The organism is Serratia sp. BNK-33-b (genome assembly GCF_048684565.1).
Taxonomy (GTDB): Bacteria; Pseudomonadota; Gammaproteobacteria; order Enterobacterales; family Enterobacteriaceae; genus Serratia; species Serratia marcescens.
In genome coordinates this window covers 4,179,864-4,203,213 of the sequence record NZ_JBLQTZ010000001.1, presented here as the reverse complement: position 1 = coordinate 4,203,213, position 23,350 = coordinate 4,179,864, and the positions used below count along the sequence as shown (strand labels likewise).

The 23,350-nt window shown below is 59.8% G+C and carries 18 protein-coding genes; 16 read left to right on the top strand and 2 right to left on the bottom strand.

All coding sequences use genetic code 11. The annotated features are described in order from the left end of the window. The first annotated feature begins 10 nt into the window (after positions 1 to 10). From dnaJ to nhaR, 3 genes are all read left to right on the top strand, one after another. Positions 11 to 1,135, top strand: a complete 1,125-nt coding sequence (dnaJ, locus tag ACMGGK_RS20290) for a molecular chaperone DnaJ (protein ID WP_004932969.1) — start codon at positions 11 to 13, stop codon at positions 1,133 to 1,135. Positions 1,136 to 1,371: 236 nt separating this feature from the next. After that, positions 1,372 to 2,538 carry a Na+/H+ antiporter NhaA gene (gene nhaA / locus ACMGGK_RS20285; RefSeq protein ID WP_033641227.1) on the top strand — a complete coding sequence of 389 codons (1,167 nt, stop codon included), beginning with the start codon at positions 1,372 to 1,374 and terminating at the stop codon, positions 2,536 to 2,538. Between the two features lie 192 nt (positions 2,539 to 2,730). Further along, positions 2,731 to 3,630 (top strand): transcriptional activator NhaR, encoded by a 900-nt coding sequence (gene nhaR / locus ACMGGK_RS20280; RefSeq protein ID WP_028127865.1) that lies wholly within the window; start codon positions 2,731 to 2,733, stop codon positions 3,628 to 3,630. A 71-nt stretch (positions 3,631 to 3,701) separates the two neighbouring features. Here nhaR and rpsT read toward each other — a convergent pair whose 3' ends face one another. After that, positions 3,702 to 3,965 (bottom strand): 30S ribosomal protein S20, encoded by a 264-nt coding sequence (gene rpsT, locus ACMGGK_RS20275; protein WP_004932960.1) that lies wholly within the window; start codon positions 3,963 to 3,965, stop codon positions 3,702 to 3,704. A gap of 390 nt (positions 3,966 to 4,355) precedes the next feature. Between rpsT and ribF the strand changes: the two genes are divergently transcribed. The 5 genes from ribF (at position 4,356) to ispH (ending at position 10,196) form a co-directional block, all read left to right on the top strand. Continuing rightward, positions 4,356 to 5,294, top strand: a complete 939-nt coding sequence (gene ribF, locus ACMGGK_RS20270) for a bifunctional riboflavin kinase/FAD synthetase (RefSeq protein WP_016929138.1) — start codon at positions 4,356 to 4,358, stop codon at positions 5,292 to 5,294. Between the two features lie 156 nt (positions 5,295 to 5,450). Then, positions 5,451 to 8,267 carry an isoleucine--tRNA ligase gene (gene ileS / locus ACMGGK_RS20265; RefSeq protein ID WP_016929137.1) on the top strand — a complete coding sequence of 939 codons (2,817 nt, stop codon included), beginning with the start codon at positions 5,451 to 5,453 and terminating at the stop codon, positions 8,265 to 8,267. A 13-nt stretch (positions 8,268 to 8,280) separates the two neighbouring features. Next, positions 8,281 to 8,790 carry a signal peptidase II gene (lspA, locus tag ACMGGK_RS20260; RefSeq protein ID WP_016929136.1) on the top strand — a complete coding sequence of 170 codons (510 nt, stop codon included), beginning with the start codon at positions 8,281 to 8,283 and terminating at the stop codon, positions 8,788 to 8,790. Between the two features lies 1 nt (position 8,791). After that, entirely contained in the window at positions 8,792 to 9,262 is a 471-nt protein-coding gene (gene fkpB, locus ACMGGK_RS20255) for an FKBP-type peptidyl-prolyl cis-trans isomerase (RefSeq protein WP_016929135.1), read from the top strand. Beyond that, positions 9,243 to 10,196, top strand: a complete 954-nt coding sequence (gene ispH, locus ACMGGK_RS20250) for a 4-hydroxy-3-methylbut-2-enyl diphosphate reductase (protein ID WP_049300133.1) — start codon at positions 9,243 to 9,245, stop codon at positions 10,194 to 10,196. The genes fkpB and ispH overlap by 20 nt, the downstream gene beginning before the upstream one ends. Positions 10,197 to 10,469: 273 nt before the next feature. Here ispH and ACMGGK_RS20245 read toward each other — a convergent pair whose 3' ends face one another. Then, positions 10,470 to 11,375 carry a LysR family transcriptional regulator gene (locus ACMGGK_RS20245; protein WP_239505768.1) on the bottom strand — a complete coding sequence of 302 codons (906 nt, stop codon included), beginning with the start codon at positions 11,373 to 11,375 and terminating at the stop codon, positions 10,470 to 10,472. 212 nt (positions 11,376 to 11,587) lie between these two features. Here ACMGGK_RS20245 and pvcA point away from each other — a divergent pair, with 212 nt between their 5' ends. The 8 genes from pvcA (at position 11,588) to kefC (ending at position 23,317) form a co-directional block, all read left to right on the top strand. After that, positions 11,588 to 12,553, top strand: coding sequence for an L-tyrosine isonitrile synthase (pvcA, locus tag ACMGGK_RS20240; RefSeq protein ID WP_049300135.1), 966 nt, complete (start codon positions 11,588 to 11,590; stop codon positions 12,551 to 12,553). Positions 12,554 to 12,649: 96 nt separating this feature from the next. Then, positions 12,650 to 13,513, top strand: a complete 864-nt coding sequence (locus tag ACMGGK_RS20235; protein WP_239044234.1) for a TauD/TfdA dioxygenase family protein — start codon at positions 12,650 to 12,652, stop codon at positions 13,511 to 13,513. A 24-nt stretch (positions 13,514 to 13,537) separates the two neighbouring features. Next, complete coding sequence (locus ACMGGK_RS20230; protein WP_420277474.1) at positions 13,538 to 14,797, top strand: glycosyltransferase; 1,260 nt, start codon at positions 13,538 to 13,540, stop codon at positions 14,795 to 14,797. A 263-nt stretch (positions 14,798 to 15,060) separates the two neighbouring features. Beyond that, complete coding sequence (gene dapB / locus ACMGGK_RS20225) at positions 15,061 to 15,882, top strand: 4-hydroxy-tetrahydrodipicolinate reductase (protein WP_197758549.1); 822 nt, start codon at positions 15,061 to 15,063, stop codon at positions 15,880 to 15,882. 470 nt (positions 15,883 to 16,352) lie between these two features. Further along, the gene (gene carA / locus ACMGGK_RS20220; RefSeq protein ID WP_004932920.1) at positions 16,353 to 17,501 is read left to right on the top strand and encodes a glutamine-hydrolyzing carbamoyl-phosphate synthase small subunit; all 1,149 of its coding nucleotides are present in this window, start codon (positions 16,353 to 16,355) and stop codon (positions 17,499 to 17,501) included. Between the two features lie 16 nt (positions 17,502 to 17,517). Then, positions 17,518 to 20,742, top strand: a complete 3,225-nt coding sequence (gene carB / locus ACMGGK_RS20215) for a carbamoyl-phosphate synthase large subunit (protein WP_049241998.1) — start codon at positions 17,518 to 17,520, stop codon at positions 20,740 to 20,742. A 171-nt stretch (positions 20,743 to 20,913) separates the two neighbouring features. After that, on the top strand, positions 20,914 to 21,471 hold the full coding sequence (kefF, locus tag ACMGGK_RS20210; RefSeq protein ID WP_004932911.1) for a glutathione-regulated potassium-efflux system oxidoreductase KefF: 558 nt from the start codon (positions 20,914 to 20,916) through the stop codon (positions 21,469 to 21,471). Continuing rightward, a complete protein-coding gene (gene kefC / locus ACMGGK_RS20205) occupies positions 21,464 to 23,317 on the top strand; it encodes a glutathione-regulated potassium-efflux system protein KefC (protein WP_021505358.1) in 1,854 nt (617 codons plus the stop codon). The genes kefF and kefC overlap by 8 nt, the downstream gene beginning before the upstream one ends. Positions 23,318 to 23,350 lie beyond the last annotated feature (33 nt).

The window sequence follows — 23,350 nt, the reverse complement described above, 5'->3', positions numbered from 1 at the left end:
AAGCGAAAGAATGGCGAAGAAAGACTATTACGAGATTCTCGGCGTCAGCAAGACGGCGGATGAACGTGAGATCAAAAAGGCGTATAAACGCCTGGCGATGAAATACCATCCTGACCGCAACCAGGAACAAGACGCCGAAACCAAGTTTAAAGAAGTTAAAGAAGCTTACGAAGTTCTGACCGACGACCAGAAACGCGCGGCCTACGACCAGTATGGGCACGCGGCCTTTGAACAGGGCGGCATGGGCGGCGGCGGCTTTGGCGGCGGCGCCGACTTCAGCGATATCTTTGGCGACGTGTTTGGCGACATCTTCGGCGGAGGCCGCCGTCAGCGCGCCAGCCGCGGTTCCGATCTGCGCTATAACATGGAGCTGACCCTCGAGGAAGCGGTACGTGGCGTCACCAAAGAGATCCGCATCCCGACGCTGGAAGAGTGCGACGTCTGCCACGGCAGCGGCGCCAAACCGGGCAGCTCGCCGGTGACCTGCCCAACCTGTCACGGTCAGGGCCAGGTGCAGATGCGTCAGGGCTTCTTCACCGTGCAACAGGCGTGTCCGCACTGCCATGGCCGCGGTCAGATTATCAAAGATCCGTGCAACAAGTGCCACGGCCACGGCCGGGTAGAAAAATCCAAGACGCTGTCGGTGAAAATTCCGGCCGGCGTCGATACCGGCGACCGCATCCGCCTGGCGGGTGAAGGTGAAGCCGGCGAACACGGCGCACCGGCGGGCGATCTGTACGTTCAGGTGCAGGTGAAGGCGCACCCGATCTTCGAGCGTGAAGGCAACAACCTGTACTGTGAAGTGCCGATCAACTTCGCCATGGCGGCGCTGGGCGGCGAGATTGAAGTGCCGACGCTGGACGGCCGGGTGAAACTGAAGGTGCCTTCGGAGACCCAAACCGGCAAGCTGTTCCGCATGCGCGGCAAGGGCGTGAAATCGGTGCGCGGCGGCAGCCAGGGCGACCTGCTGTGCCGCGTGGTGGTGGAAACCCCGGTCAATCTGAACGACAAGCAGAAGCAGCTGCTGCGTGAGCTGGAAGAGAGCCTGGGTGGCCCGTCCGGCGACAAGAACAGCCCGCGTTCGAAGAGCTTCTTCGACGGGGTGAAAAAGTTCTTTGACGATCTGACTCGCTAACCTACTGTTTCTTTTGGTTTATGTACGAACCCCGGGCTTCTGTTCCGGGGTTTTTATTTGCGCGCCAAACCGCAAATTCCATAATATAAGTGTGACTTATTCGTGCTTTTTATCGGTTTTTCCGAGCTATTTAGCATTTATAAACTTATTTTTTCGAACTAAAACGCCCTCTATACTCACTTCATGACTGTGGTTCGCAGGGCGCTACGTCCTGCACAGATTTGGAGAGACGTACTGTGACCAACATCATTCGTCAATTTTTACGTCAGGAAGCCGCGGGCGGTATCATTCTGATTGCGGCGGCGATCGTCGCCCTGATCATGGCCAACACCCCGGCGCAGGGGATCTATCAGGCATTCCTTAACCTGCCGGTGATGGTGAAGATTGCTTCGCTGGAGATCGCCAAGCCGCTGCTGCTGTGGATCAACGACGGCCTGATGGCCATCTTCTTCCTGGTGGTGGGGCTGGAGGTCAAGCGCGAGCTGATGCAAGGCTCGCTGTCCGGGCGCGACAAGGCGGTGTTTCCGGCGATCGCCGCGCTGGGCGGCATGCTGGCGCCGGCGCTGATTTACCTGCTGTTCAACGGCGCGGATGACGTCACCCGCCAGGGTTGGGCGATCCCGGCCGCGACCGATATCGCCTTCGCGCTTGGCGTAATGGCGCTGCTGGGCAACCGCGTGCCGACCAGCCTGAAAGTGTTCCTGCTGGCGTTGGCGATCATCGACGACCTGGGCGTGATTATCATCATCGCACTGTTCTACACCCACGAAGTGTCGATGGTGGCGCTGGGCGTGGCGGCGGCGGCGACGGCGCTGCTGGCGGTGATGAACTGGCGCGGCGTGGGCAAGACCTCGTTATACATGATGGTTGGCCTGGTGTTGTGGGTGGCGATCCTCAAGTCTGGGGTGCATGCGACGCTGGCCGGGGTGATCGTCGGCTTTATGATCCCGTTGAACGTCAAAAAGGGGCCATCGCCGTCGGAAACGCTGGAGCATGAGTTGCACCCTTGGGTCGCGTTTATGATCCTGCCGCTGTTCGCTTTCGCCAACGCCGGGGTCTCTTTGCAGGGCGTATCGCTGGAAGGGTTAACGTCGCTGCTGCCGGTCGGGATTGCGGCTGGGCTGTTTATCGGCAAGCCGCTGGGGATTTTCCTCTTCAGCCTGCTGGCGGTGAAAATGGGCATCGCCCGTTTGCCTGAAGGCATCGGCTTCAAACAGGTGTTTGCCGTTTCGGTGCTCTGCGGCATTGGTTTCACCATGTCGATTTTTATCGCCTCGCTGGCGTTTGGCGATGCAGATGCGGCGCTCAGCACCTATTCCCGCCTGGGGATCCTGTTGGGCTCCACCACTGCGGCGGTGGTAGGGTATGGATTGCTGCGTCTGGCGTTGCCGCGCGTGCGTTAATCCTGAATGTGCGCGGTAAGGGCACATAATAAAATGGCTGGTCGGAGCTGTACGGTATAAAATATGTGCAGCTTCGGCCGTTCTTCGTTGGGACTAATGGGGTTATACGTTGTCTGAAGCAGGGAAAGGAAGTTTGTCGCTCGTCACGGCACACCGTTTGCCGCTGCGAAACGTTGTTAAGGAGAGCCGCTCGTGAGGATGTCGCATATCAACTTTAATCACCTTTACTATTTCTGGCAGGTCTGCAAGGCCGGTTCCGTGGTCGGTGCCGCCGAAGCGTTGTTTCTGACGCCGCAGACCATCACCGGCCAGATCAAAGCGCTGGAAGAGCGGTTGGACGGCAAGCTGTTCAAACGCCAGGGGCGCGGGTTGGTGCCTTCGGAGCTGGGGCAGTTGGTGTTCCGCTATGCCGACAAGATGTTTATGCTCAGCCAGGAAATGCTGGATATCGTCAACTACCGCAAAGAGTCCAACCTGCTGTTCGACGTCGGCGTAGCGGATGCGCTGTCGAAGCGGCTGGTCAGCCAGGTATTGGAAACGGCGGTGGTGGTGGACAACGAGCAGATCCACCTGCGTTGCTTTGAATCGACGCACGAGATGCTGCTGGAGCAGCTTAGCCAGCACAAGCTGGATATGATCCTCTCGGATTGCCCGGTGGACTCCAGCCAGCAGGAAGGGCTGTTCTCGCTGAAGCTGGGCGAGTGCGGCATCAGCTTTTTCTGTCGCCAACCGGCGCCGGACCTGCCGTTCCCGGCTTGTCTGGAGCAGCGCAAGCTGCTGATCCCCGGCCGCCGTTCGATGCTGGGGCGCAAGCTGCTCAACTGGTTCAATACGCAGGGCATTCAGGTGGAAATTCTGGGCGAGTTCGACGATGCGGCGCTGATGAAGGCCTTCGGCATGTACCACAATGCGATCTTCGTGGCGCCGACGCTGTATGCGCAGGATACCTACAACGATGACAACGTGGTGGAGATTGGGCGTATCGACAGCGTGCAGGAGGAGTATTACATCATCTTCGCCGAGCGCATGATCCAGCATCCGGCGGTGCAGCGCGTCTGCAACAAAGACTTCTCGGCGCTGTTTTCCTGCTAGCGGTTCACTGAACGCAGGACGTAAAAAAACCGGCCTGAGCCGGTTTTTTTATCAAGCAGATAACGAAATGCTTATTGCATTGCGTTGATGCGTGCAGTCAGGTTTGACTTATGACGCGCTGCTTTGTTTTTGTGGATCAGGCCTTTAGCTGCCTGACGGTCCACCAGTGGTTGCATTACCAGGAATGCATTTTGTGCTGCTTCTTTGTCGCCAGCTGCGATAGCTGCGTCTACCTTCTTGATGAAGGTACGCACCATTGAGCGACGGCTTGCGTTATGCTTGCGGCGTTTCTCAGACTGTACGGCGCGTTTCTTAGCTGATTTGATATTAGCCAAGGTCCAACTCCCAAATATATTCTATTGAGGACAATTCAAAGGCCGAGGAATATGCCCTTTTAGCCTTCGTTTGTCAATGGATTTGTGCAAATAAGCGCCGTTTGTACAGGCGGCACTCGCTACGTTGTGATGGCGCAGGATTTTACCAGCTTCGCTCTTGGGAATACAGTGTTTCGCGAGAAAATTCGCCAATGTTTTGCCGCGGCGGGCGCAAGCCGTTGGCCGCGGTCGAGAATCGCCCCGGCAGCGCCGGATAAACTGCGGCGAAGCCGTTTCACGCGCAGATTATCTCCGGTATGGTATGTCTATTACATAAAGGCACCAATCGCGGGTTAACCTTACCGGCTGTACAAGGTATAATCCGCCGATTTCCACTGTTTTGAGCCAGCTATGGAGCTAATTCGCGGCATTCACAATATCCGGGCGCGCCACCATGGTTGCGTGCTCACCATCGGCAACTTTGACGGCGTACACCGCGGTCATCAGGCGCTGCTGGAGCAGTTGAAGCAACAAGGGCAACGCCTCGGGCTGCCGGTGATGGTCATGATCTTTGAGCCGCAGCCGCTGGAGATGTTCGCCGCAGACAAGGCGCCGGCCCGCTTGACGCGCCTGCGCGACAAGGCCAACTATCTGGCGCAGGCGGGCGTCGATTACCTGCTGTGCGTCAAGTTCGATCCGCGTTTCGCCGCCAACACTGCGCAGGCGTTCGTCGCCGAGCTGCTGGTGGAAAAACTGGGCGTCAAATTCCTGATGGTGGGGGATGATTTTCGCTTTGGCGCCGGGCGTCAGGGCGATTTTCCGCTATTGCAGCAGGCCGGAAAAGAGTACGGCTTCGACGTGGTCAGCACCCCGACCTTCCGCGAAGGCGAGCGGCGCATCAGCAGCACCGCGATCCGCACCGCGCTGAGCGAGGACGATCTGCCGTTGGCGGAGACCCTGCTGGGTCACCCGTACAGCATTTCCGGGCGCGTGGTGCACGGCGACGAGCTGGGGCGCACCATCGGCTTCCCGACCGCCAATCTGCCGCTCAAGCGTCTGGTGGCGCCGGTGAAAGGAGTGTATGCGGTGGAAGTGTATGGCCTGGGGCCGAAGCCGCTGCCGGGCGTGGCCAATATCGGCACGCGCCCGACCGTCGCCGGCGTGCGCCAGCAGCTGGAAGTGCATCTGCTGGATGTCACAATGGATCTTTACGGGCGCCATATTGAGGTGGTGCTCCGCGCAAAATTGCGCAATGAACAGCGGTTTGCTTCGCTGGATGCCCTGAAGCAGCAAATCGCCAATGATGTGGTGACGGCCCGGAAGTTCTTCGGGTTAAAAACACTGGTTTAATCGTTTACCCTAAACAATTCGAGCCGCATCGCGGCGGCAACCGCGCGAACCCCGATGAGCTTGCACAGGCAAGTGATTCGGGTGAGAAAGGGCGGCCGACAAAGATGCAGCTTGAAGTGTGACGGGTAAATAGCCGAAAACGGAAACGAGAATCTCATGAGTGACTACAAGAATACCCTGAACTTGCCGGAAACAGGGTTCCCGATGCGCGGCGATCTCGCCAAGCGCGAACCTGGCATGCTGCAACGTTGGTATGAACAGGATCTGTACGGGATTATTCGTACTGCCAAAAAGGGCAAAAAAACCTTCATTTTGCATGACGGCCCTCCGTATGCGAACGGCAGCATTCACATTGGTCACTCGGTTAACAAGATTCTCAAAGACATTATCATCAAGTCGAAAGGGATGGCCGGCTTCGACTCGCCTTATGTGCCGGGTTGGGATTGCCACGGCCTGCCGATCGAACTGAAGGTTGAGCAACTGTACGGCAAGCCGGGCGAGAAGCTGACGGCGGCCGAGTTCCGCCAGAAGTGCCGCGAGTACGCGGCCGAGCAGGTTGAAGGCCAGAAGAAGGACTTCATTCGCCTGGGCGTGTTGGGCGACTGGGATCGTCCGTACCTGACGATGGATTTCAAAACCGAAGCCAACATCATCCGCGCGCTGGGCAAGATCATCAGCAACGGCCACCTGCTGAAAGGCGCCAAGCCGGTTCACTGGTGCACCGACTGCGGCTCGTCGCTGGCGGAAGCGGAAGTGGAGTACTACGACAAGACTTCGCCGTCGATCGACGTGAGCTTCCATGCGGCCGACGCGGCTGCCGTGGCGGCCAAGTTCGGCGTGAGCCACTTCAGCGGCGCCATCTCCCTGGTTATCTGGACCACCACCCCGTGGACCCTGCCGGCCAACCGCGCGATCTCGCTGCACCCGGACTTCACCTATCAGTTGGTGCAGGTTGACGGCCAGTGCCTGATCCTGGCGGCTGAACTGGTGGAAAGCGTGATGAAGCGCGCCGGCATCACCGAGTGGACCGTGCTGGGCAGCTGCAAAGGCGCCGATCTGGAGCTGCTGCGCTTCAAACACCCGTTCATGGACTTCGACGTGCCGGCGATCCTCGGCGAGCACGTGACGCTGGACGCCGGTACCGGTGCGGTGCATACCGCGCCAGGCCACGGCCCGGACGACTTCGTGATCGGCCAGAAATACGGCCTGGAAGTGGCCAACCCGGTAGGGCCGAACGGCTGCTACCTGACCGGCACCTACCCGCTGCTGGACGGCAAGTTCGTCTTCAAGGCCAACGATCTGATCGTCGATCTGCTGCGTGACAAAGGCGCGCTGCTGCACGTCGAGAAGTTCCTGCACAGCTATCCGTGCTGCTGGCGCCACAAGACGCCGATCATCTTCCGCGCTACGCCGCAATGGTTCATCAGCATGGATCAGAAAGGCCTGCGTCAGCAGTCGCTGGAAGAGATCAAGGGCGTGCAGTGGATCCCGGATTGGGGCCAGGCGCGCATCGAAATGATGGTCGCCAACCGCCCGGACTGGTGCATCTCGCGTCAGCGCACCTGGGGCGTGCCGATGTCGCTGTTCGTGCATAAAGAGACCGAGCAGCTGCACCCGCGCAGCGTTGAGCTGATGGAAGAAGTGGCCAAACGCGTCGAGCAAGACGGCATTCAGGCCTGGTGGGATCTGGACGCGGCCGACATCCTCGGCGCGGAAGCCGCCGACTACGTGAAAGTGCCGGATACGCTGGACGTGTGGTTCGATTCCGGTTCCACCCACGCCTCGGTTGTCGACGTGCGTCCTGAATTCAACGGCCACGGCGCCGACATGTATCTGGAAGGCTCCGACCAACACCGCGGCTGGTTCATGTCATCGCTGATGATTTCCACCGCGATGAAGGGCAAGGCGCCGTACAAGGAAGTGCTGACCCACGGCTTCACCGTCGACGGTCAGGGCCGCAAGATGTCCAAATCGATCGGCAACACCGTCAGCCCGCAGGACGTGATGAACAAGCTGGGCGGCGACATTCTGCGTCTGTGGGTGGCGTCGACCGATTACACCGGCGAGATCGCGGTGTCCGATGAGATCCTCAAGCGCTCCGCCGACTCTTATCGCCGCATCCGCAACACCGCGCGCTTCCTGCTGGCCAACCTGAACGGGTTCGAGCCGAGCACCGATTGCGTGGCGCCGGAAGACATGGTGGTGCTGGATCGCTGGGCGGTCGGCCGCGCGCTGGCGGCGCAGCGGGATATCGAGCAGGCTTACGCCAACTACGATTTCCACGAAGTGGTGCAGCGCCTGATGCAGTTCTGTTCGGTCGAGATGGGCTCCTTCTACCTGGATATCATCAAGGATCGTCAGTACACCGCGAAGAGCGACAGCGTCGCCCGCCGCAGCTGCCAGACCGCGCTGTATCACATCGTCGAAGCGCTGGTGCGCTGGATGGCGCCGATCATGTCGTTCACCGCAGACGAGATCTGGGGCTTCATGCCGGGCAAACGCGCGCAGTACGTGTTCACTGAAGAGTGGTACGACGGCCTGTTCGGGCTGGCGGAAGGCGAGTCGATGAACGACGCTTTCTGGGCTGAGCTGCTGAAAGTGCGCGGCGAAGTGAACAAGGTGCTGGAGCAGGCGCGTGCCGACAAACGCCTCGGCGGTTCGCTGGAAGCGGCGGTGACGCTGTATGCCGACAGCGAGTTGGCGGCGCGTCTGAACAGCCTGCAGGATGAGCTGCGCTTTGTGCTGCTGACCTCTGCGGCAAGCGTTGCGCCTTTGGCGGATGCGCCGGCCGACGCGCAGGCTTCCGAGCTGCTGAAAGGGCTGAAGATCGCCTTCAGCACGGCGCCAGGTGAGAAGTGCCCGCGCTGCTGGCATTACACCACCGATATCGGTCTGGTGGCGGAGCATGCAGACATCTGCGGCCGCTGTGTGAGCAACGTCGCCGGTGACGGCGAGAAGCGTAACTTTGCCTGAGAACTCGCGCCTGATGAGTAAACCAATTTGTTCGACCGGCCTGCGTTGGCTGTGGGTTGTAGTGGCGGTGCTGGCGCTGGATTTCGGCAGCAAGCAGTGGATCCTCGCTAACTTTACGCTGGGCCAGTCCCAGCCGTTGATCCCGTCGTTCAACCTGTTTTACGCGCGCAACTACGGCGCCGCGTTCAGCTTCCTGGCCGATCACGGCGGTTGGCAGCGCTGGTTCTTCGCCGGCATCGCCATCGCCATCGTCGCGGTGCTGCTGGTGATGATGTACCGCAGCGCGGCACAGCAGAAGCTGAACAACATCGCCTACGCCTTTATTATCGGCGGGGCGCTGGGCAACCTGTTCGATCGCCTGTGGCACGGTTTTGTGGTCGATTTCATCGACTTCTACGTCGGTGATTGGCACTACCCGACCTTCAATCTGGCGGACAGCTTTATCTGCGTGGGCGCGGCGATGATCGTGCTGGAAGGTTTCTTGTCGCCGGCGAACAAAGACGCAAAGAGTAAAGGTGAGTAATATGACGGCTCAGGTTATCAGTGACAGCGCGGTGCTGGTTCACTTCACGCTGAAACTGGAAGACGGTTCGACCGCCGAATCCACCCGCAGCAGCGGCAAACCGGCGCTGTTCCGCCTGGGTGACGGCAGCCTGTCGGCGCCGCTGGAAGAGCAACTGCTCGGCCTGCGCGCGGGCGACAAGCGCGCCTTTACCCTGCAGCCGGAAGCGGCGTTCGGCGCGGAGAACCCGGATCTGGTCCAGTTCTTCTCGCGCCGCGACTTCGCGGAAACCGGCGTGCCGGACGTGGGCACCATCATGCTGTTTACCGCCATCGACGGCAGCGAAATGCCGGGCGTGGTGCGCGCGGTGGCGGAGGATTCAATCACCGTCGATTTCAACCATCCGCTGGCGGGCCATCCGGTGACCTTCGACATCGAAGTGCTGGAGATCGATCCGCAGCAGGAGGAGACGCATGCAAATATTGCTGGCTAACCCGCGCGGCTTCTGCGCCGGGGTTGATCGTGCGATCAGCATCGTGGAACGTGCGCTGGAGCTGTACGGTGCGCCGATCTACGTGCGACATGAAGTGGTGCACAACCGCTACGTGGTCGACAGCCTGCGTGAGCGCGGCGCGGTGTTTATCGAAGAGATCGCCGAAGTGCCGGACGGCTCTATCCTGATCTTCTCGGCGCACGGCGTTTCTCAGGCGGTGCGCGCCGAAGCCAAGGCGCGCGATCTGACCATGCTGTTCGACGCCACCTGTCCGCTGGTGACCAAGGTGCATATGGAAGTGGCGCGCGCCAGCCGCCGCGGCACCGAAGCGATCCTGATCGGCCATGCCGGGCATCCGGAGGTGGAAGGCACCATGGGCCAGTACAGCAACCCACAGGGCGGCATGTACCTGGTCGAGTCGCCGGAAGACGTGTGGAAGCTGCGGGTGAAAGACGAAGACAACCTGTGCTTCATGACGCAGACTACGCTGTCGGTGGATGATACCTCGGACGTGATCGACGCGTTGCGTCAGCGTTTCCCGAATATTATCGGGCCACGTAAGGATGATATCTGCTACGCCACCACCAACCGTCAGGAAGCGGTGCGCAATCTGGCCGGCGATGCGGACGTGGTGCTGGTGGTGGGGTCGAAGAACTCCTCCAATTCCAACCGTCTGGCGGAACTGGCGCAGCGCGTCGGCAAACCGGCTTATCTGATCGATTCGGCGGCGGATATTCAGGAAAGCTGGCTGAGCGAAGCGCGCAATATCGGCGTTACCGCCGGCGCCTCGGCACCGGACGTGCTGGTGCAGGAGGTGATCTCCCGCCTGAAAGCGCTGGGCGGCCTGGACGTGCATGAAATCAGCGGGCGCGAAGAGAACATCGTGTTCGAAGTGCCGAAAGAATTGCGCGTGGACGTCCGTCAGATTGACTGATGTGCGTGAGTGAATGACAACGGGGGGCTTAGGCTTCCCGTTTTTTTTTGGAAAGCGAGCCGCGTAAAAAATAACACTCCATGCATATTCAAATTTTCTGCTAACTAAAGTCAAATTTATTCTGAGTATTTGAAATAACGTCGGTGTGGTTAATTATATAGGCTGGCGAAAAGTCATTAATAAGAATATCATTAGGCTGCAATCTAAATAGGCCCGGTGTTGGTAAAGTGATTACAATAATTACAATAATGGATGTTGCAGATGTTTCTTATTTTATTCCTGCCGAATATGTTCTACGTCGGTTAATCCCTTCTCCTGCAAATAGAGTTTCATATGTTCCAGCAACCGTCTGACTTTTAATGGCTGGATCTCCCTACGTGGCATAATGGCGTAGCAATTAATTTCCGGTAAGCGCCAATCGGGCAATATTTCAATCAGCTCACCGCTGCGCAATTCACGTTCAACATTGGCGAAGAAATTGCGAATGATGCCCTTGCCGGTCAACGCCAACTCCTTCATCGCCATACCGCTGTTGGTGAACAAACGCCCGGTCATGCGCATGCGGTGTTCATCGCCGTTGCGATGGATAAGACGGACAAACTGTGGGTTGCCGAGCGGCGTAAAGGTGACCCAATGGTGATGGGTCAGCGCCTGCGGCGAATCCGGCACGCCGTGGTGTGCCAGGTAGGCCGGTGAGGCGCACAACACTTCGCGGCAGCGGGCCAACCGCGTGGAAACGTAGCTGGAATCGGCCAGCACGCCGCCGCGTATCGCCAGATCGATGCGTTGCGCGATCAGGTCTATCTTCTCATCGTGGATCTCAAGCCGCAGCGTGAGCCGAGGATGCTCGTCGAGAAAGCTTTGCAGCGCCGGCACCAGATAGTGAGTGGCGAATTCAGTGGAGGTGGCGACGCGCAGTTCGCCGACCAGCTCTCCGCGCAGCGCGGCGATCCGTTGTTGGCCACGTTCGGCAGCGTGGATCATCAGCAGGCAATCTTCATAAAAACACAATCCTGCTTCGGTCAGACTCAATGAACGCGTCGATCGCAACAGTAATTGAATGCCCAGATGCTCCTCCAGCTGGCGAATATGTTGGCTGACGGCGGAGGTCGTCATGCCCAATTCTTTTGCCGCCATGCTGAATGCGCCGCAATCGACCACTTTTGAGAAAATGGCCATGCGTTTTAAAATATTGCTCATAGTTTGTTAAGCACAACTTAACCAAGATTGTGAATTATACGGGCTAATAATATAGCATCATCTCTTCTATATTGCCTGAAGCATATAAACGACGGGCTGATTATTATTTTGCAGAGATTTTTTCTCTTTTTGATAAATCTTATTGCGCTTATCAATAATACTCCCGCACCACATCGTAACAGGAGCTCATTGTGGACAGCGCTCAGAAAGAAGAAATATCGTTAAAGATCCTACGTGAATTATTGCAATACCGCCGCCGTTTCCCCGGCGACGACACCTCGATCGCTGAAGAAGAACGGCGGGTCACTCAGGTGCAATTGCCGCGCATTCGGGCATTCATCGAAAACGAGCAACGTATCGAATTCGTGCTGCCGGCCTTCCCGACCAAGTCGCCCAACACCAACAAGGTGATCGGCGCGGTGCCGGACATGGCGGAGCGGCTGTCGCTGATCTTCCTCAACTCGCTATGCCAGCGCATTCAACTCTACTACCCGCCGGGTGCGCATATCGTTATCTGCTCCGATGGCCACGTGTTCGGCGATCTGATCCGCGTCAGTGACGAAGCGATCAACCACTATCAGCGCGAAATTGAAAACCTGCTGCATGAAGTGGGCGCGACGCATCTCAGCGTATTCAACCTCGGCGACGTCAAAGGCCTGGCCGAACATACCGATGATTACGATCTGCTGCGCCAACTGTTGGTGGAGGGCTATGCCGAATCGGAAGAGGCGATCAAACAGCAGTTGATGCAGGACGAACAGGGCCTCTTGCTGTACCGCGCCATCACGCGCTTCCTGTATGAAGACAGCCAACTGCCGGGCTACAGCGGTTCCAACGCCGCGCTGCAGAAAGACGCCAAACAGCGCGCCTGCGGAGTGATCCAGCGCAGCTGGGCCTGGGGCAATCTGCTGGCGCAGCATTTCCCGGCGGCGATCCGCCTGTCGATTCACCCGCAGCCGGTCGACAGCCTGAAAATGGGCATCCACATGATGCCGACCAAAGACGACTGGCTGACGCCGTGGCATGGCGTGGCAGCCAACGTGAACGGCCAGTTCGTGCTGATGAAGCGTAAAGATGCGCAGAGCCTGGACGGCGAATTGGTGGAGATCCGCGGCACGCCGAGCCATTACCTGATCGAACAACCGCAGATGGCCTGAGGCCGCTGCAGGCTTTTGCGCCCGAAATCCTGGCGGACGCGTTTTTGACGGCACGTTGCCGTGTGAGCAGCACATTCGATGCAAGGAGAATCACCGATGAATAACCAACCGCTTAATTGCCATATTCAACCGAATACCCCGTTTGGCGCGATCCTGACGCCGCAGCATCCGGGGCAAAAGATCGGCGAACTGCCGGTGGCAGCGCTGCGGGCGCTGGCGCAGGAGCATCACTTGCTGGTGCTGCGCGGATTCGACTCCGGTTTCAGCGAGCCGGAAGTCCTGACTCGCTACGCCGAGCAGTGGGGCGAGATCATGATGTGGCCGTTTGGCGCGGTGCTGGACGTGAAGGAACATCCGGACGCCAAGGATCATATTTTCGACAGCAGCTACGTCCCGCTGCATTGGGATGGCATGTATAAGCCGACTATTCCCGAGTTCCAGCTGTTCCACTGCGTGGCGGCGCCGTCGCCGGACGAAGGCGGGTGCACGACCTTCGTCGACACCACGCGCTTGCTGGCCAATGCGGACGAAGCGTTGCTGGATCAGTGGCTGTCGGTCTCGATCACCTACCGCATCAAGCAGGTGGTGCATTACGGCGGTGAAGTCTGTTCGCCGCTGGTGGTGCAGCACCCGAACGGCAGAGGATTGATCATGCGCTACAATGAACCGCCGACGGAAGGGAAAAAATTCCTCAATCAACATGCGCTGGAATATCACGGCGTGCCGGCGCAGCAGCAGGAACAGTTCCACCACACTCTGCAGCAGCATCTGTACGATCCGCGTCACTATTATGCCCACCAATGGCAACAGGGCGACGTGGTGGTGGCGGACAACTTCTCGCTGCTGCATGGGCGTGAGGGCTTCACCGCCCGTTCCGCGCGTCATTTGCAGCGCGTGCATATTCAGAGCAACCCGGTGTGCGCCAATCTGGCGCTGAAGCCGGCTAACGCAGAAGCGTAAAGGAGCATTATGGCAAGGATATTGATGGCGGCAGTCGCCACTCCGGGGCACGTTTACCCGATGTTGGCCATCGCTCGCCACCTGATTGCCCAAGGGCATCAGGTGCGGGTGATGACCGGCGCGCTGTTCCGCGAACGCGCCGAGGCGGTGGCCGCGAGCTTCGTGCCGTTCGACGCGCAGGTGGATTTCGACTATCGCCACCTGGAGGAGCATTTCCCCGAGCGCGCCGCGCTGCCGCCGGGCAACGCGCAGATGGCGCTGGCGCTGAAAGATTTCTTCGCCGCGCCGATCCCACTGTTGGATCGTCAGCTGCGTGCGGCCATCGCCGCCGAAAAGACCGATCTGCTGATGGTGGAGAACTGCTTCTACGGCGTGCTGCCGCTGTTGCAGTCCGCCGAACGGCCGCCGGTCTTCGGGATCGGCGTCACGCCGCTGTCGTATTCTTCGCGCGACGCCATTTTCTATGGCCCGCGCATCCCGCCGGCGCTGCTGCCGCGGGCGCTGACCCGTGAGCAGTTGGTGGATGAAGAAACGCGGGTGTTGCTTGATGAGGTGCAGCAAAGCTTTGATGCCGCGCTGGTGCAGGCCGGCGGGCGGCCGCTGAATCGCCCGTTCACCGACGCGCTGATCGGCGGCTGCGAGCGTTTCCTGCAGTTGGCCACCACGGCGCTGGAATATGAGCGTGACGATCTGCCGAGCGGCGTGCGCTTCGTCGGCCCGCTGCGCAGCGGCGGCCAGCCGGCGGCGGAAGAAACGCTGTGGGAGGCAGACGATGATCGGCCGCTGGTGATCGTGTCTCAGGGCACGCTGGCCAATGTCGATCTGCATCAGCTGATCGTGCCGACGCTGCAAGCGCTGGCGCATCTGCCGGTGCGGGTGTTGGCCACCACCGGCGGGCGGGCGACGGAAGGCCTGATGGACGCGCTGCCGGGCAATGCCAGAGTGCGCGAGTTCATCTCCTTCGAACGCTGGCTGCCGGAGACGGCGCTGCTGATCACCAATGGCGGTTACGGTTCGATCAACTATGCGCTGAACAGCGGCGTGCCGCTGATCGTCGCTGGCACGGGCGAAGACAAGCTGGAGGCGGCCGCGCGCGTGGTCGCCGCCGGCTGCGGCATCAGCCTGCACACCAGCACGCCGAGCCCTGAACAGATCCTGGCGGCGGCGACGCGCATTCTGCAGCAGCCGATCTATCGACAACGCGCAGCGCTGGTGCGTGAGGACTATGCCCGCCACGATGCGCTGACGGCGATCGCCAACGAAGTGGCCGCCATTACCGCCTGACCACGCTGTGATCCTTTCCCCAGGCGCCGTTTTCGGCGCCTTTTTTCTGCATTTTTTTGCCATGGAAACTGCATGATTATGTACAATCGTCGCAGGCCGCCAAATCGGTTGAATGTTAATCTCACGACAGCGCCGCTGATAAAAGCGGGGGAATATCATAATTTTCTAATTATGAAATGAATCCTCTGGCGACGCTGAAGCGGGGCAGTTACCCTGAATCGATAGCCTAATGGGATAGGCGTCAAATCAAGAAGAGAGCAAGCATGAGTGATTCACAAATCCGCATTGCGATTGCGGGCGCCGGCGGCCGGATGGGCCGTCAGTTGATCCAGGCGGTGCAGCAGGCGGAAGGCGTGGTGTTGGGCGCGGCGCTGTCGCGCCCGGGTTCAAGCCTGATCGGCATCGATGCCGGCGAGCTGGCGGGCATTGGCGCGCTGGGCGTTAAGGTAAGCGACAGCCTGGAGAAAGTGGCGAGCGAGTTCGACATTTTGATCGACTTCACCCGCCCGGAAAGCACCCGGAGCTACCTGGATTTTTGCGTGGCGCACCACAAGGCGATGGTGATTGGCACCACCGGCTTCGATGACGCCGGCAAGCAGGCGATCCGCGCTGCGGCGCAGCACATCGGCATCGTGTTCGCCGCCAACTTCAGCGTCGGCGTCAACCTGGTGCTGAAACTGCTGGAGAAGGCCGCGCAGGTGATGGGCGACTACACCGACATCGAAATCGTTGAGGCGCACCACCGCCACAAAGTGGATGCGCCGTCGGGCACGGCGTTGGCCATGGGCGAAGCGATCGCCGGCGCGCTGGGGCGCGATCTGAAAAACTGTGCGGTCTATGCGCGCGAAGGCCATACCGGCGAACGCGATCCGAAAAGCATCGGCTTTGCCACCATTCGCGCCGGCGACATCGTCGGCGAGCACACCGCGATGTTCGCCGACATCGGTGAACGGGTGGAAATCACCCATAAGGCCTCCAGCCGCATGACTTTCGCCAGCGGCGCGGTACGCGCGGCGACCTGGCTGCATAACCGGGATAAAGGTTTGTTTGATATGCGAGATGTATTGAATTTGGACCAGTTATAATTGATTTGCATACCATCGTGATGTGGTTGTATTGATCATAATGCTATGATAATCGGGCAATAATTTTATTGTCCTTTTTTTTAACATGATAAATATCATGTTGGCTTTGTTTTATTGTCAAAGATGTTATTTATCTATATTTACTTTGCTAATTATCTCCTTTTTTTCCACTCTCGGCTTTTTTAGCGTCTTTTTTGTCCCATTCCGGCGCCGTTTTCCATCATTCTTCCCCGCAACCGTTTTCCAGCCCCGGTTTTCTGTGTTTTTATCGGCGCTCAAGCCGCATGCGCGCCGAGAACTGCAAAAATAAAACAAAAAACGGCAGTTTGGGTAGACAAGCCAGGCACTCATCATTAAAATGCGCCCAATTTGCCAAAAATTGGCCTCGCGGACGGTTTTTGCATTGATTTAGATCGCGATATCTGAATTAATATGCAAATATTGTGATTGATTATTCCTTGGAGGGTGTTTTGATAAAGTCAGCGCTATTGGTTCTGGAAGACGGAACCCAATTCCACGGTCGGGCCATCGGGGCAGAGGGAACGGCAGTGGGGGAAGTGGTCTTCAATACGTCGATGACCGGTTATCAAGAAATCCTCACTGATCCTTCCTATTCCCGCCAGATCGTTACTCTTACTTATCCTCATATCGGCAATGTCGGCACCAATGCTTCCGACGAAGAATCCTCCGCAGTACACGCCCAAGGCCTCGTCATTCGCGACCTCCCGCTGATCGCCAGCAACTACCGCAACGAAGAAAGCCTGTCCGACTACCTCAAGCGTCACAACATCGTGGCGATCGCCGATATCGATACCCGCAAATTGACCCGCCTGCTGCGCGAGAAGGGCGCCCAGAACGGCTGCATCATCGCCGCCGATTCGCCGGACGCCGCGCTGGCCCTGGCCAAGGCGCAAGGTTTCCCGGGGTTGAAGGGCATGGATCTGGCGAAAGAGGTCACCACCCAAGAGGCCTACAGCTGGCAGCAAGGCAGCTGGACGCTTGAAGGCGACCTGCCCGAAGCCAAAACCGCCGCGGAACTGCCGTTCCACGTGGTGGCTTACGACTACGGCGCCAAGCGCAACATCCTGCGCATGCTGGTGGATCGCGGCTGCCGCCTGACCGTGGTGCCGGCGCAGACCCCGGCCGACGAGGTGCTGAAAATGAATCCGGACGGCATCTTCCTGTCCAACGGCCCGGGCGATCCGGAGCCGTGCGACTACGCCATCACCGCCATCAAACAGTTCCTGGAAACCGACATTCCGGTGTTCGGCATCTGCCTGGGCCATCAGCTGCTGGCGCTGGCCAGCGGGGCGAAAACCATGAAGATGAAGCTCGGCCACCACGGCGGCAACCACCCGGTGAAGGATCTGGACAACAACACCGTGATGATCACCGCGCAGAACCACGGCTTTGCGGTAGATGAAAACAACCTGCCGGCGAACCTGCGCGTGACGCACAAATCGCTGTTCGACCATACGGTGCAGGGCATTCACCGCACCGACAAGGCGGCGTTCAGCTTCCAGGGCCACCCGGAAGCCAGCCCAGGCCCGCACGACGCTGCGCCGCTGTTCGATCACTTTATCGAACTGATTGAGACTTACCGTTCTAACGCCAAATAATCAGGAGCAGTAAAAAATGCCAAAACGTACAGACATAAAAAGCATCCTGATCCTCGGCGCGGGTCCGATCGTTATCGGCCAGGCGTGTGAGTTCGACTACTCGGGCGCCCAGGCGTGTAAAGCGCTGCGCGAAGAGGGTTACCGCGTCATTCTGGTCAACTCCAACCCGGCGACCATCATGACCGACCCGGAGATGGCCGACGCGACCTACATTGAGCCGATCCACTGGGAAGTGGTGCGCAAGATCATCGAAAAAGAGCGCCCGGATGCGGTGCTGCCGACCATGGGCGGCCAGACGGCGCTGAACTGCGCGCTGGAGCTGGAGCGCCAGGGCGTGCTGGCCGAGTTCGGCGTTACCATGATCGGCGCCACCGCCGATGCGATTGACAAGGCCGAAGACCGTCGCCGTTTCGATGTGGCGATGAAGAAAATCGGTCTGGATACCGCGCGTTCCGGCATCGCGCACACCATGGAAGAAGCGCTGGCGGTGGCCGCTGACGTCGGTTTCCCGTGCATCATCCGTCCTTCCTTTACCATGGGCGGCACCGGCGGCGGCATCGCCTACAACCGCGAAGAGTTCGAAGAGATCTGCGAACGCGGCCTGGACCTGTCGCCGACCAACGAGCTGCTGATCGATGAATCGCTGATCGGTTGGAAAGAGTACGAGATGGAAGTGGTGCGTGATAAGAACGACAACTGCATCATCGTCTGCTCCATCGAAAACTTCGACGCCATGGGCATCCACACCGGCGACTCGATCACCGTCGCGCCGGCCCAGACCCTGACCGACAAGGAATACCAAATCATGCGCAACGCCTCGATGGCGGTGCTGCGTGAGATCGGCGTTGAAACCGGCGGCTCCAACGTGCAGTTCTCGGTCAACCCGAAAACCGGCCGCCTGATCGTCATCGAAATGAACCCGCGCGTATCGCGCTCTTCGGCGCTGGCGTCGAAAGCCACCGGCTTCCCCATCGCCAAGATCGCCGCCAAGCTGGCGGTGGGTTACACCCTCGATGAGCTGATGAATGACATCACCGGCGGCCGCACCCCGGCGTCGTTCGAGCCGTCCATCGACTACGTCGTGACCAAGATCCCGCGCTTCAACTTCGAGAAGTTCGCCGGCGCCAACGATCGCCTGACTACCCAGATGAAGTCGGTCGGTGAAGTGATGGCCATCGGCCGCACCCAGCAGGAATCGCTGCAAAAAGCGCTGCGCGGCCTGGAAGTGGGCGCCACCGGTTTCGACCCGAAAGTGAGCCTGGACGATCCGGAAGCGCTGACCAAAATTCGCCGCGAGCTGAAAGACGCCGGTTCCGACCGCATCTGGTACATCGCCGACGCCTTCCGCGCCGGTTTGTCAGTTGACGGCGTGTTCAACCTGACCAACGTTGACCGCTGGTTCCTGGTGCAGATTGAAGAGCTGGTGCGCCTGGAAGAGCAGGTTGCCGAGGCGGGCATCAACGGCCTGAACCAAGAGTTCCTGCGCACCCTGAAGCGCAAAGGCTTCGCCGATGCGCGCCTGGCCAAGCTGGCCGGCGTCGCCGAGAGCGAAATTCGCAAGCTGCGCCACAGCTACGGTTTGCACCCGGTGTACAAGCGCGTGGATACCTGCGCGGCGGAATTCGCCACCGACACCGCCTACATGTACTCCACCTATGAAGAAGAGTGTGAGTCCAATCCGACGAACGACCGGCCGAAAGTGATGGTGCTGGGCGGCGGGCCGAACCGCATCGGCCAGGGCATTGAGTTTGACTACTGCTGCGTGCACGCTTCGCTGGCGCTGCGTGAAGACGGCTACGAGACCATCATGGTCAACTGTAACCCGGAAACCGTCTCCACCGACTACGACACCTCAGACCGCCTGTACTTTGAGCCGGTAACGCTGGAAGACGTGCTGGAAATCGTGCGCATCGAGAAGCCGAAAGGCGTGATCGTGCAGTATGGTGGCCAGACTCCGCTGAAGCTGGCGCGCGAGCTGGAAGCCGCAGGCGTGCCGGTTATCGGCACCAGTCCGGACGCCATCGACCGCGCCGAAGACCGCGAGCGCTTCCAGCAGGCGGTCAACCGTCTGGGCCTGAAGCAACCGGCCAACGCCACCGTGACCGCCATCGAACAGGCGGTGGAGAAGGCGGCGGCCATCGGCTATCCGCTGGTGGTGCGTCCTTCCTACGTGCTGGGCGGCCGGGCGATGGAAATCGTTTACGACGAAACCGACCTGCGCCGCTACTTCCAGACTGCGGTCAGCGTATCCAACGATGCGCCGGTGCTGCTGGATCGCTTCCTGGACGACGCGGTGGAAGTGGACGTCGATGCCATTTGCGACGGCGAACGCGTGCTGATTGGCGGCATCATGGAGCACATCGAGCAGGCGGGCGTGCACTCCGGCGACTCCGCGTGTTCGCTGCCGGCGTACACCCTGAGCCAGGAAATTCAGGACGTGATGCGTCGTCAGGTGGAAAAACTGGCGTTCGAGCTGCAGGTGCGCGGCCTGATGAACGTGCAGTTCGCGGTGAAGGACAACGAAGTCTACCTGATTGAAGTCAACCCGCGCGCCGCGCGCACCGTGCCGTTCGTCTCCAAAGCGACCGGCGTGCCGCTGGCCAAAGTGGCCGCGCGCGTGATGGCCGGCAAAACGCTGGTTGAACAGGGCGTGACCGAAGAGATCATCCCGCCGTACTACTCGGTGAAAGAAGTGGTGCTGCCGTTCAACAAATTCCCGGGCGTCGACCCGATTTTGGGGCCGGAAATGCGCTCTACCGGGGAAGTGATGGGCGTGGGCCGCACCTTCGCGGAAGCCTTCTCCAAAGCGATGCTGGGCAGTAACTCGGGCATGAAGAAACAGGGCCGCGCGCTGCTGTCGGTGCGCGAAGGCGACAAGGCTCGCGTGGTCGATTTGGCCGCCAGCCTGCTGAAGCAGGGCTTCGAGCTGGACGCGACCCACGGCACCGCGGTGGTGCTGGGCGAAGCGGGCATCAACCCGCGCCTGGTCAACAAGGTGCACGAAGGGCGTCCGCACATTCAGGACCGTATCAAGAACGGCGAGTACACCTACATCGTCAACACCACGGCAGGCCGTCAGGCGATTGAGGACTCCAAGCTGATTCGCCGCAGCGCCCTGCAGTACAAGGTGCACTACGACACCACGCTGAACGGCGGCTTCGCCACCGCGATGGCGCTGAAAGCGGATCCGACCGAGCAGGTTACATCGGTGCAGGAAATGCACGCGCGTATCGGTAAGTAACCGCGCGAGAATGCCTACGCCAGGGCGCTGCAGATGCAGCGCCCTTTTTTATTCAGTGAATTTGTAGGCTGGCGTTAAAAATTTCCGCTATCAATCAGTGGGCAAACTGTCACTCTGTGTGATTGGTATATGCTTGGTGTATTGGCAAGGAACGAAGGAACGACGATAACAATGATTCTGATAATTTATGCTCACCCGTATCCCCGGCATTCGCATGCCAATCACCGCCTGCTGCAGGCGGTGAAGGATCTCCCCGAGGTGGAGGTGCGCTCGCTGTATGAGCTGTACCCCGATTTCAATATCGACATCAACGCCGAACAGCGGGCGGTGGAGCGCGCCGACCTGGTGGTGCTGCAACATCCGATGCAGTGGTACAGCTTCCCGCCGTTGTTGAAGCTGTGGATCGACAAAGTGCTGGAGCACGGCTGGGCCTACGGCCACGACGGCAATGCGCTGGTGGGTAAAGACTGCCTGTGGGCGGTGACCAGCGGCGGCGACGAGCACCACTTCGAGCTGGGCGACTTCCCCAACTTCGCCGCGCTGGCGCAGCCGCTGCAGGCCACGGCGATCTATTGCGGCATGACCTGGCTGCCTTATTTCGCCGTGCACAATACCTTTACCTGCAACGAGCCGGCGCTGCTCGCCGCCGGCGAAGCCTACCGCCAGCGGCTGGTCGACTACCTGATGGAACATGCCGAAGCGGAAACCCGGGAGGCCAGCCATGGATAATCACCACATGATGATCGAAGGGCTGATCTACCTCGGCTCCGCGGCGCTGTTTGTGCCGATTGCGGTGCGCCTGGGACTGGGCTCGGTGCTCGGTTACCTGATCGCCGGTTGCATCATTGGCCCCTGGGGGCTGAAGCTGGTGTCGGACGCCGAATCGATCCTGACCTTCGCCGAGATCGGCGTGGTGCTGATGCTGTTTATCATCGGCCTGGAGCTGGATCCTAAACGGCTGTGGACGCTGCGTGCCTCGGTATTCGGCGGCGGCAGCATTCAGATGGTGGGTTGCGGCCTGGCGCTGAGCGCCTTCTGTTACTTCCTTGGCCTTAACTGGAAGGTGGCGTTGCTGATTGGCCTGACGCTGGCGCTCTCATCCACCGCCATTGCCATGCAGGCAATGAGCGAACGCAATCTGACGCCGTCGCCGATCGGCCGTAGCGCGTTTGCGGTGCTGCTGTTCCAGGATATCGCGGCGATCCCGCTGGTGGCGATGATCCCGCTGCTGGCCAGCAGCGGCGCCACCACCACGCTGGGCGCTTTCATGCTGTCGGCGGCCAAGGTGGTGGGCGCGTTGACGATGGTGGTGTTGCTCGGCCGCTACGTCACCCGTCCGCTGCTGCACTTCGTCGCCCGTTCGGGCATGCGCGAAGTGTTCAGCGCCGTGGCGTTGTTCCTGGTGTTCGGCTTCGGCATCCTGCTGGAGATGGCCGGGCTGTCGATGGCGATGGGGGCGTTCCTCGCCGGGGTGCTGTTGGCGAGCTCGGAATACCGCCACGCGCTGGAGAGCGATATTCAGCCGTTCAAGGGATTGCTGCTGGGGCTGTTCTTCATCGGCGTCGGCATGTCGATCGACTTCGGCACGCTGTTCCATCATCCGTTGCTGATCGCCTCGTTGCTGCTGGGCTTTATGTTGATCAAGGCGGCGTTGCTGTGGCTGATTGGGCCGCTGCTCGGCGTGCCGAAGCGCCAGCGCGGCCTGTTCGCCATTCTGCTGGGGCAGGGCAGTGAGTTCGCCTTCGTGATCTTCAGCGCCGCGCAGCTGGCCGGCGTCTTGCCGGTTGAATGGGCCAAGTCGCTGACGCTGGCGGTGGCGCTGTCGATGGCGGCCACCCCGCTGCTGTTGGTGATCGCCGCGCAGCTGGAGAAAAATGCGCCGAAAGAGGATCGCCCGGCTGACGTCATTGATGACGAGAACGCCAGCGTGATCATCGCCGGCTTCGGCCGTTTCGGCCAGATCGCCGGTCGTTTACTGTTGGCCAACGGCGTGCACACCGTGGTACTGGATCACGATCCGGACCATATCGAAACGCTGCGCAAATTCGATACCAAGGTGTTCTATGGCGACGCCACGCGCGCCGATCTGCTGGAGGCCGCCGGCGCCGCTCACGCCAAGGTGCTGATCAACGCCATCGACGACGTGGAGGACAGCCTGGCGTTAACCGAGCTGGCCAGGCAGCACTTCCCGCATCTTAAGGTGGTGGCGCGGGCGCGCGACGTCGATCACTGGTATCAGTTGCGGCAGCTGGGGGTGGAAAAACCGGAGCGCGAAACCTTCGAAAGCTCGCTGCGCGTCGGCCGTGAAACGCTGGAGTTGCTGGGGCTGGACGCCTATGAGGCGCGCGAGAAAGCGGACACGTTCCGTCGCTATAACCTGAAGATGCTGGAAGATACGCTGGATAATTACCAGGATACTGAATTCCGTATCGCCAGCCTGCAGCGGGCCAAGGAGATGCTCAGCGCGGCCATCGAGCAGGATCAGAATCGGCTGGCGCGGGTGCAGCAGACCGGTTGGCGCGGCAGTATCGACGGCAAGGCGCCGGAGGATGAAGTGGTGGAAGCCAAAGGATAAGGGGAGGGGCGCCGTGATGGCGCCCCTTTTTTG

Coding starts and splice junctions, on each gene's coding strand:
- ileS (WP_016929137.1), top strand. CDS start 5,451: ATGAGTGACTACAAGAATACCCTGAACTTGCCGGAAACAGGGTTCCCG.
- ACMGGK_RS20235 (WP_239044234.1), top strand. CDS start 12,650: ATGAATAACCAACCGCTTAATTGCCATATTCAACCGAATACCCCGTTT.
- kefC (WP_021505358.1), top strand. CDS start 21,464: ATGGATAATCACCACATGATGATCGAAGGGCTGATCTACCTCGGCTCC.
- ispH (WP_049300133.1), top strand. CDS start 9,243: ATGCAAATATTGCTGGCTAACCCGCGCGGCTTCTGCGCCGGGGTTGAT.
- lspA (WP_016929136.1), top strand. CDS start 8,281: ATGAGTAAACCAATTTGTTCGACCGGCCTGCGTTGGCTGTGGGTTGTA.
- dnaJ (WP_004932969.1), top strand. CDS start 11: ATGGCGAAGAAAGACTATTACGAGATTCTCGGCGTCAGCAAGACGGCG.
- ribF (WP_016929138.1), top strand. CDS start 4,356: ATGGAGCTAATTCGCGGCATTCACAATATCCGGGCGCGCCACCATGGT.
- ACMGGK_RS20230 (WP_420277474.1), top strand. CDS start 13,538: ATGGCGGCAGTCGCCACTCCGGGGCACGTTTACCCGATGTTGGCCATC.
- kefF (WP_004932911.1), top strand. CDS start 20,914: ATGATTCTGATAATTTATGCTCACCCGTATCCCCGGCATTCGCATGCC.
- carB (WP_049241998.1), top strand. CDS start 17,518: ATGCCAAAACGTACAGACATAAAAAGCATCCTGATCCTCGGCGCGGGT.
- dapB (WP_197758549.1), top strand. CDS start 15,061: ATGAGTGATTCACAAATCCGCATTGCGATTGCGGGCGCCGGCGGCCGG.
- fkpB (WP_016929135.1), top strand. CDS start 8,792: ATGACGGCTCAGGTTATCAGTGACAGCGCGGTGCTGGTTCACTTCACG.
- ACMGGK_RS20245 (WP_239505768.1), bottom strand. CDS start 11,375: ATGGCCATTTTCTCAAAAGTGGTCGATTGCGGCGCATTCAGCATGGCG.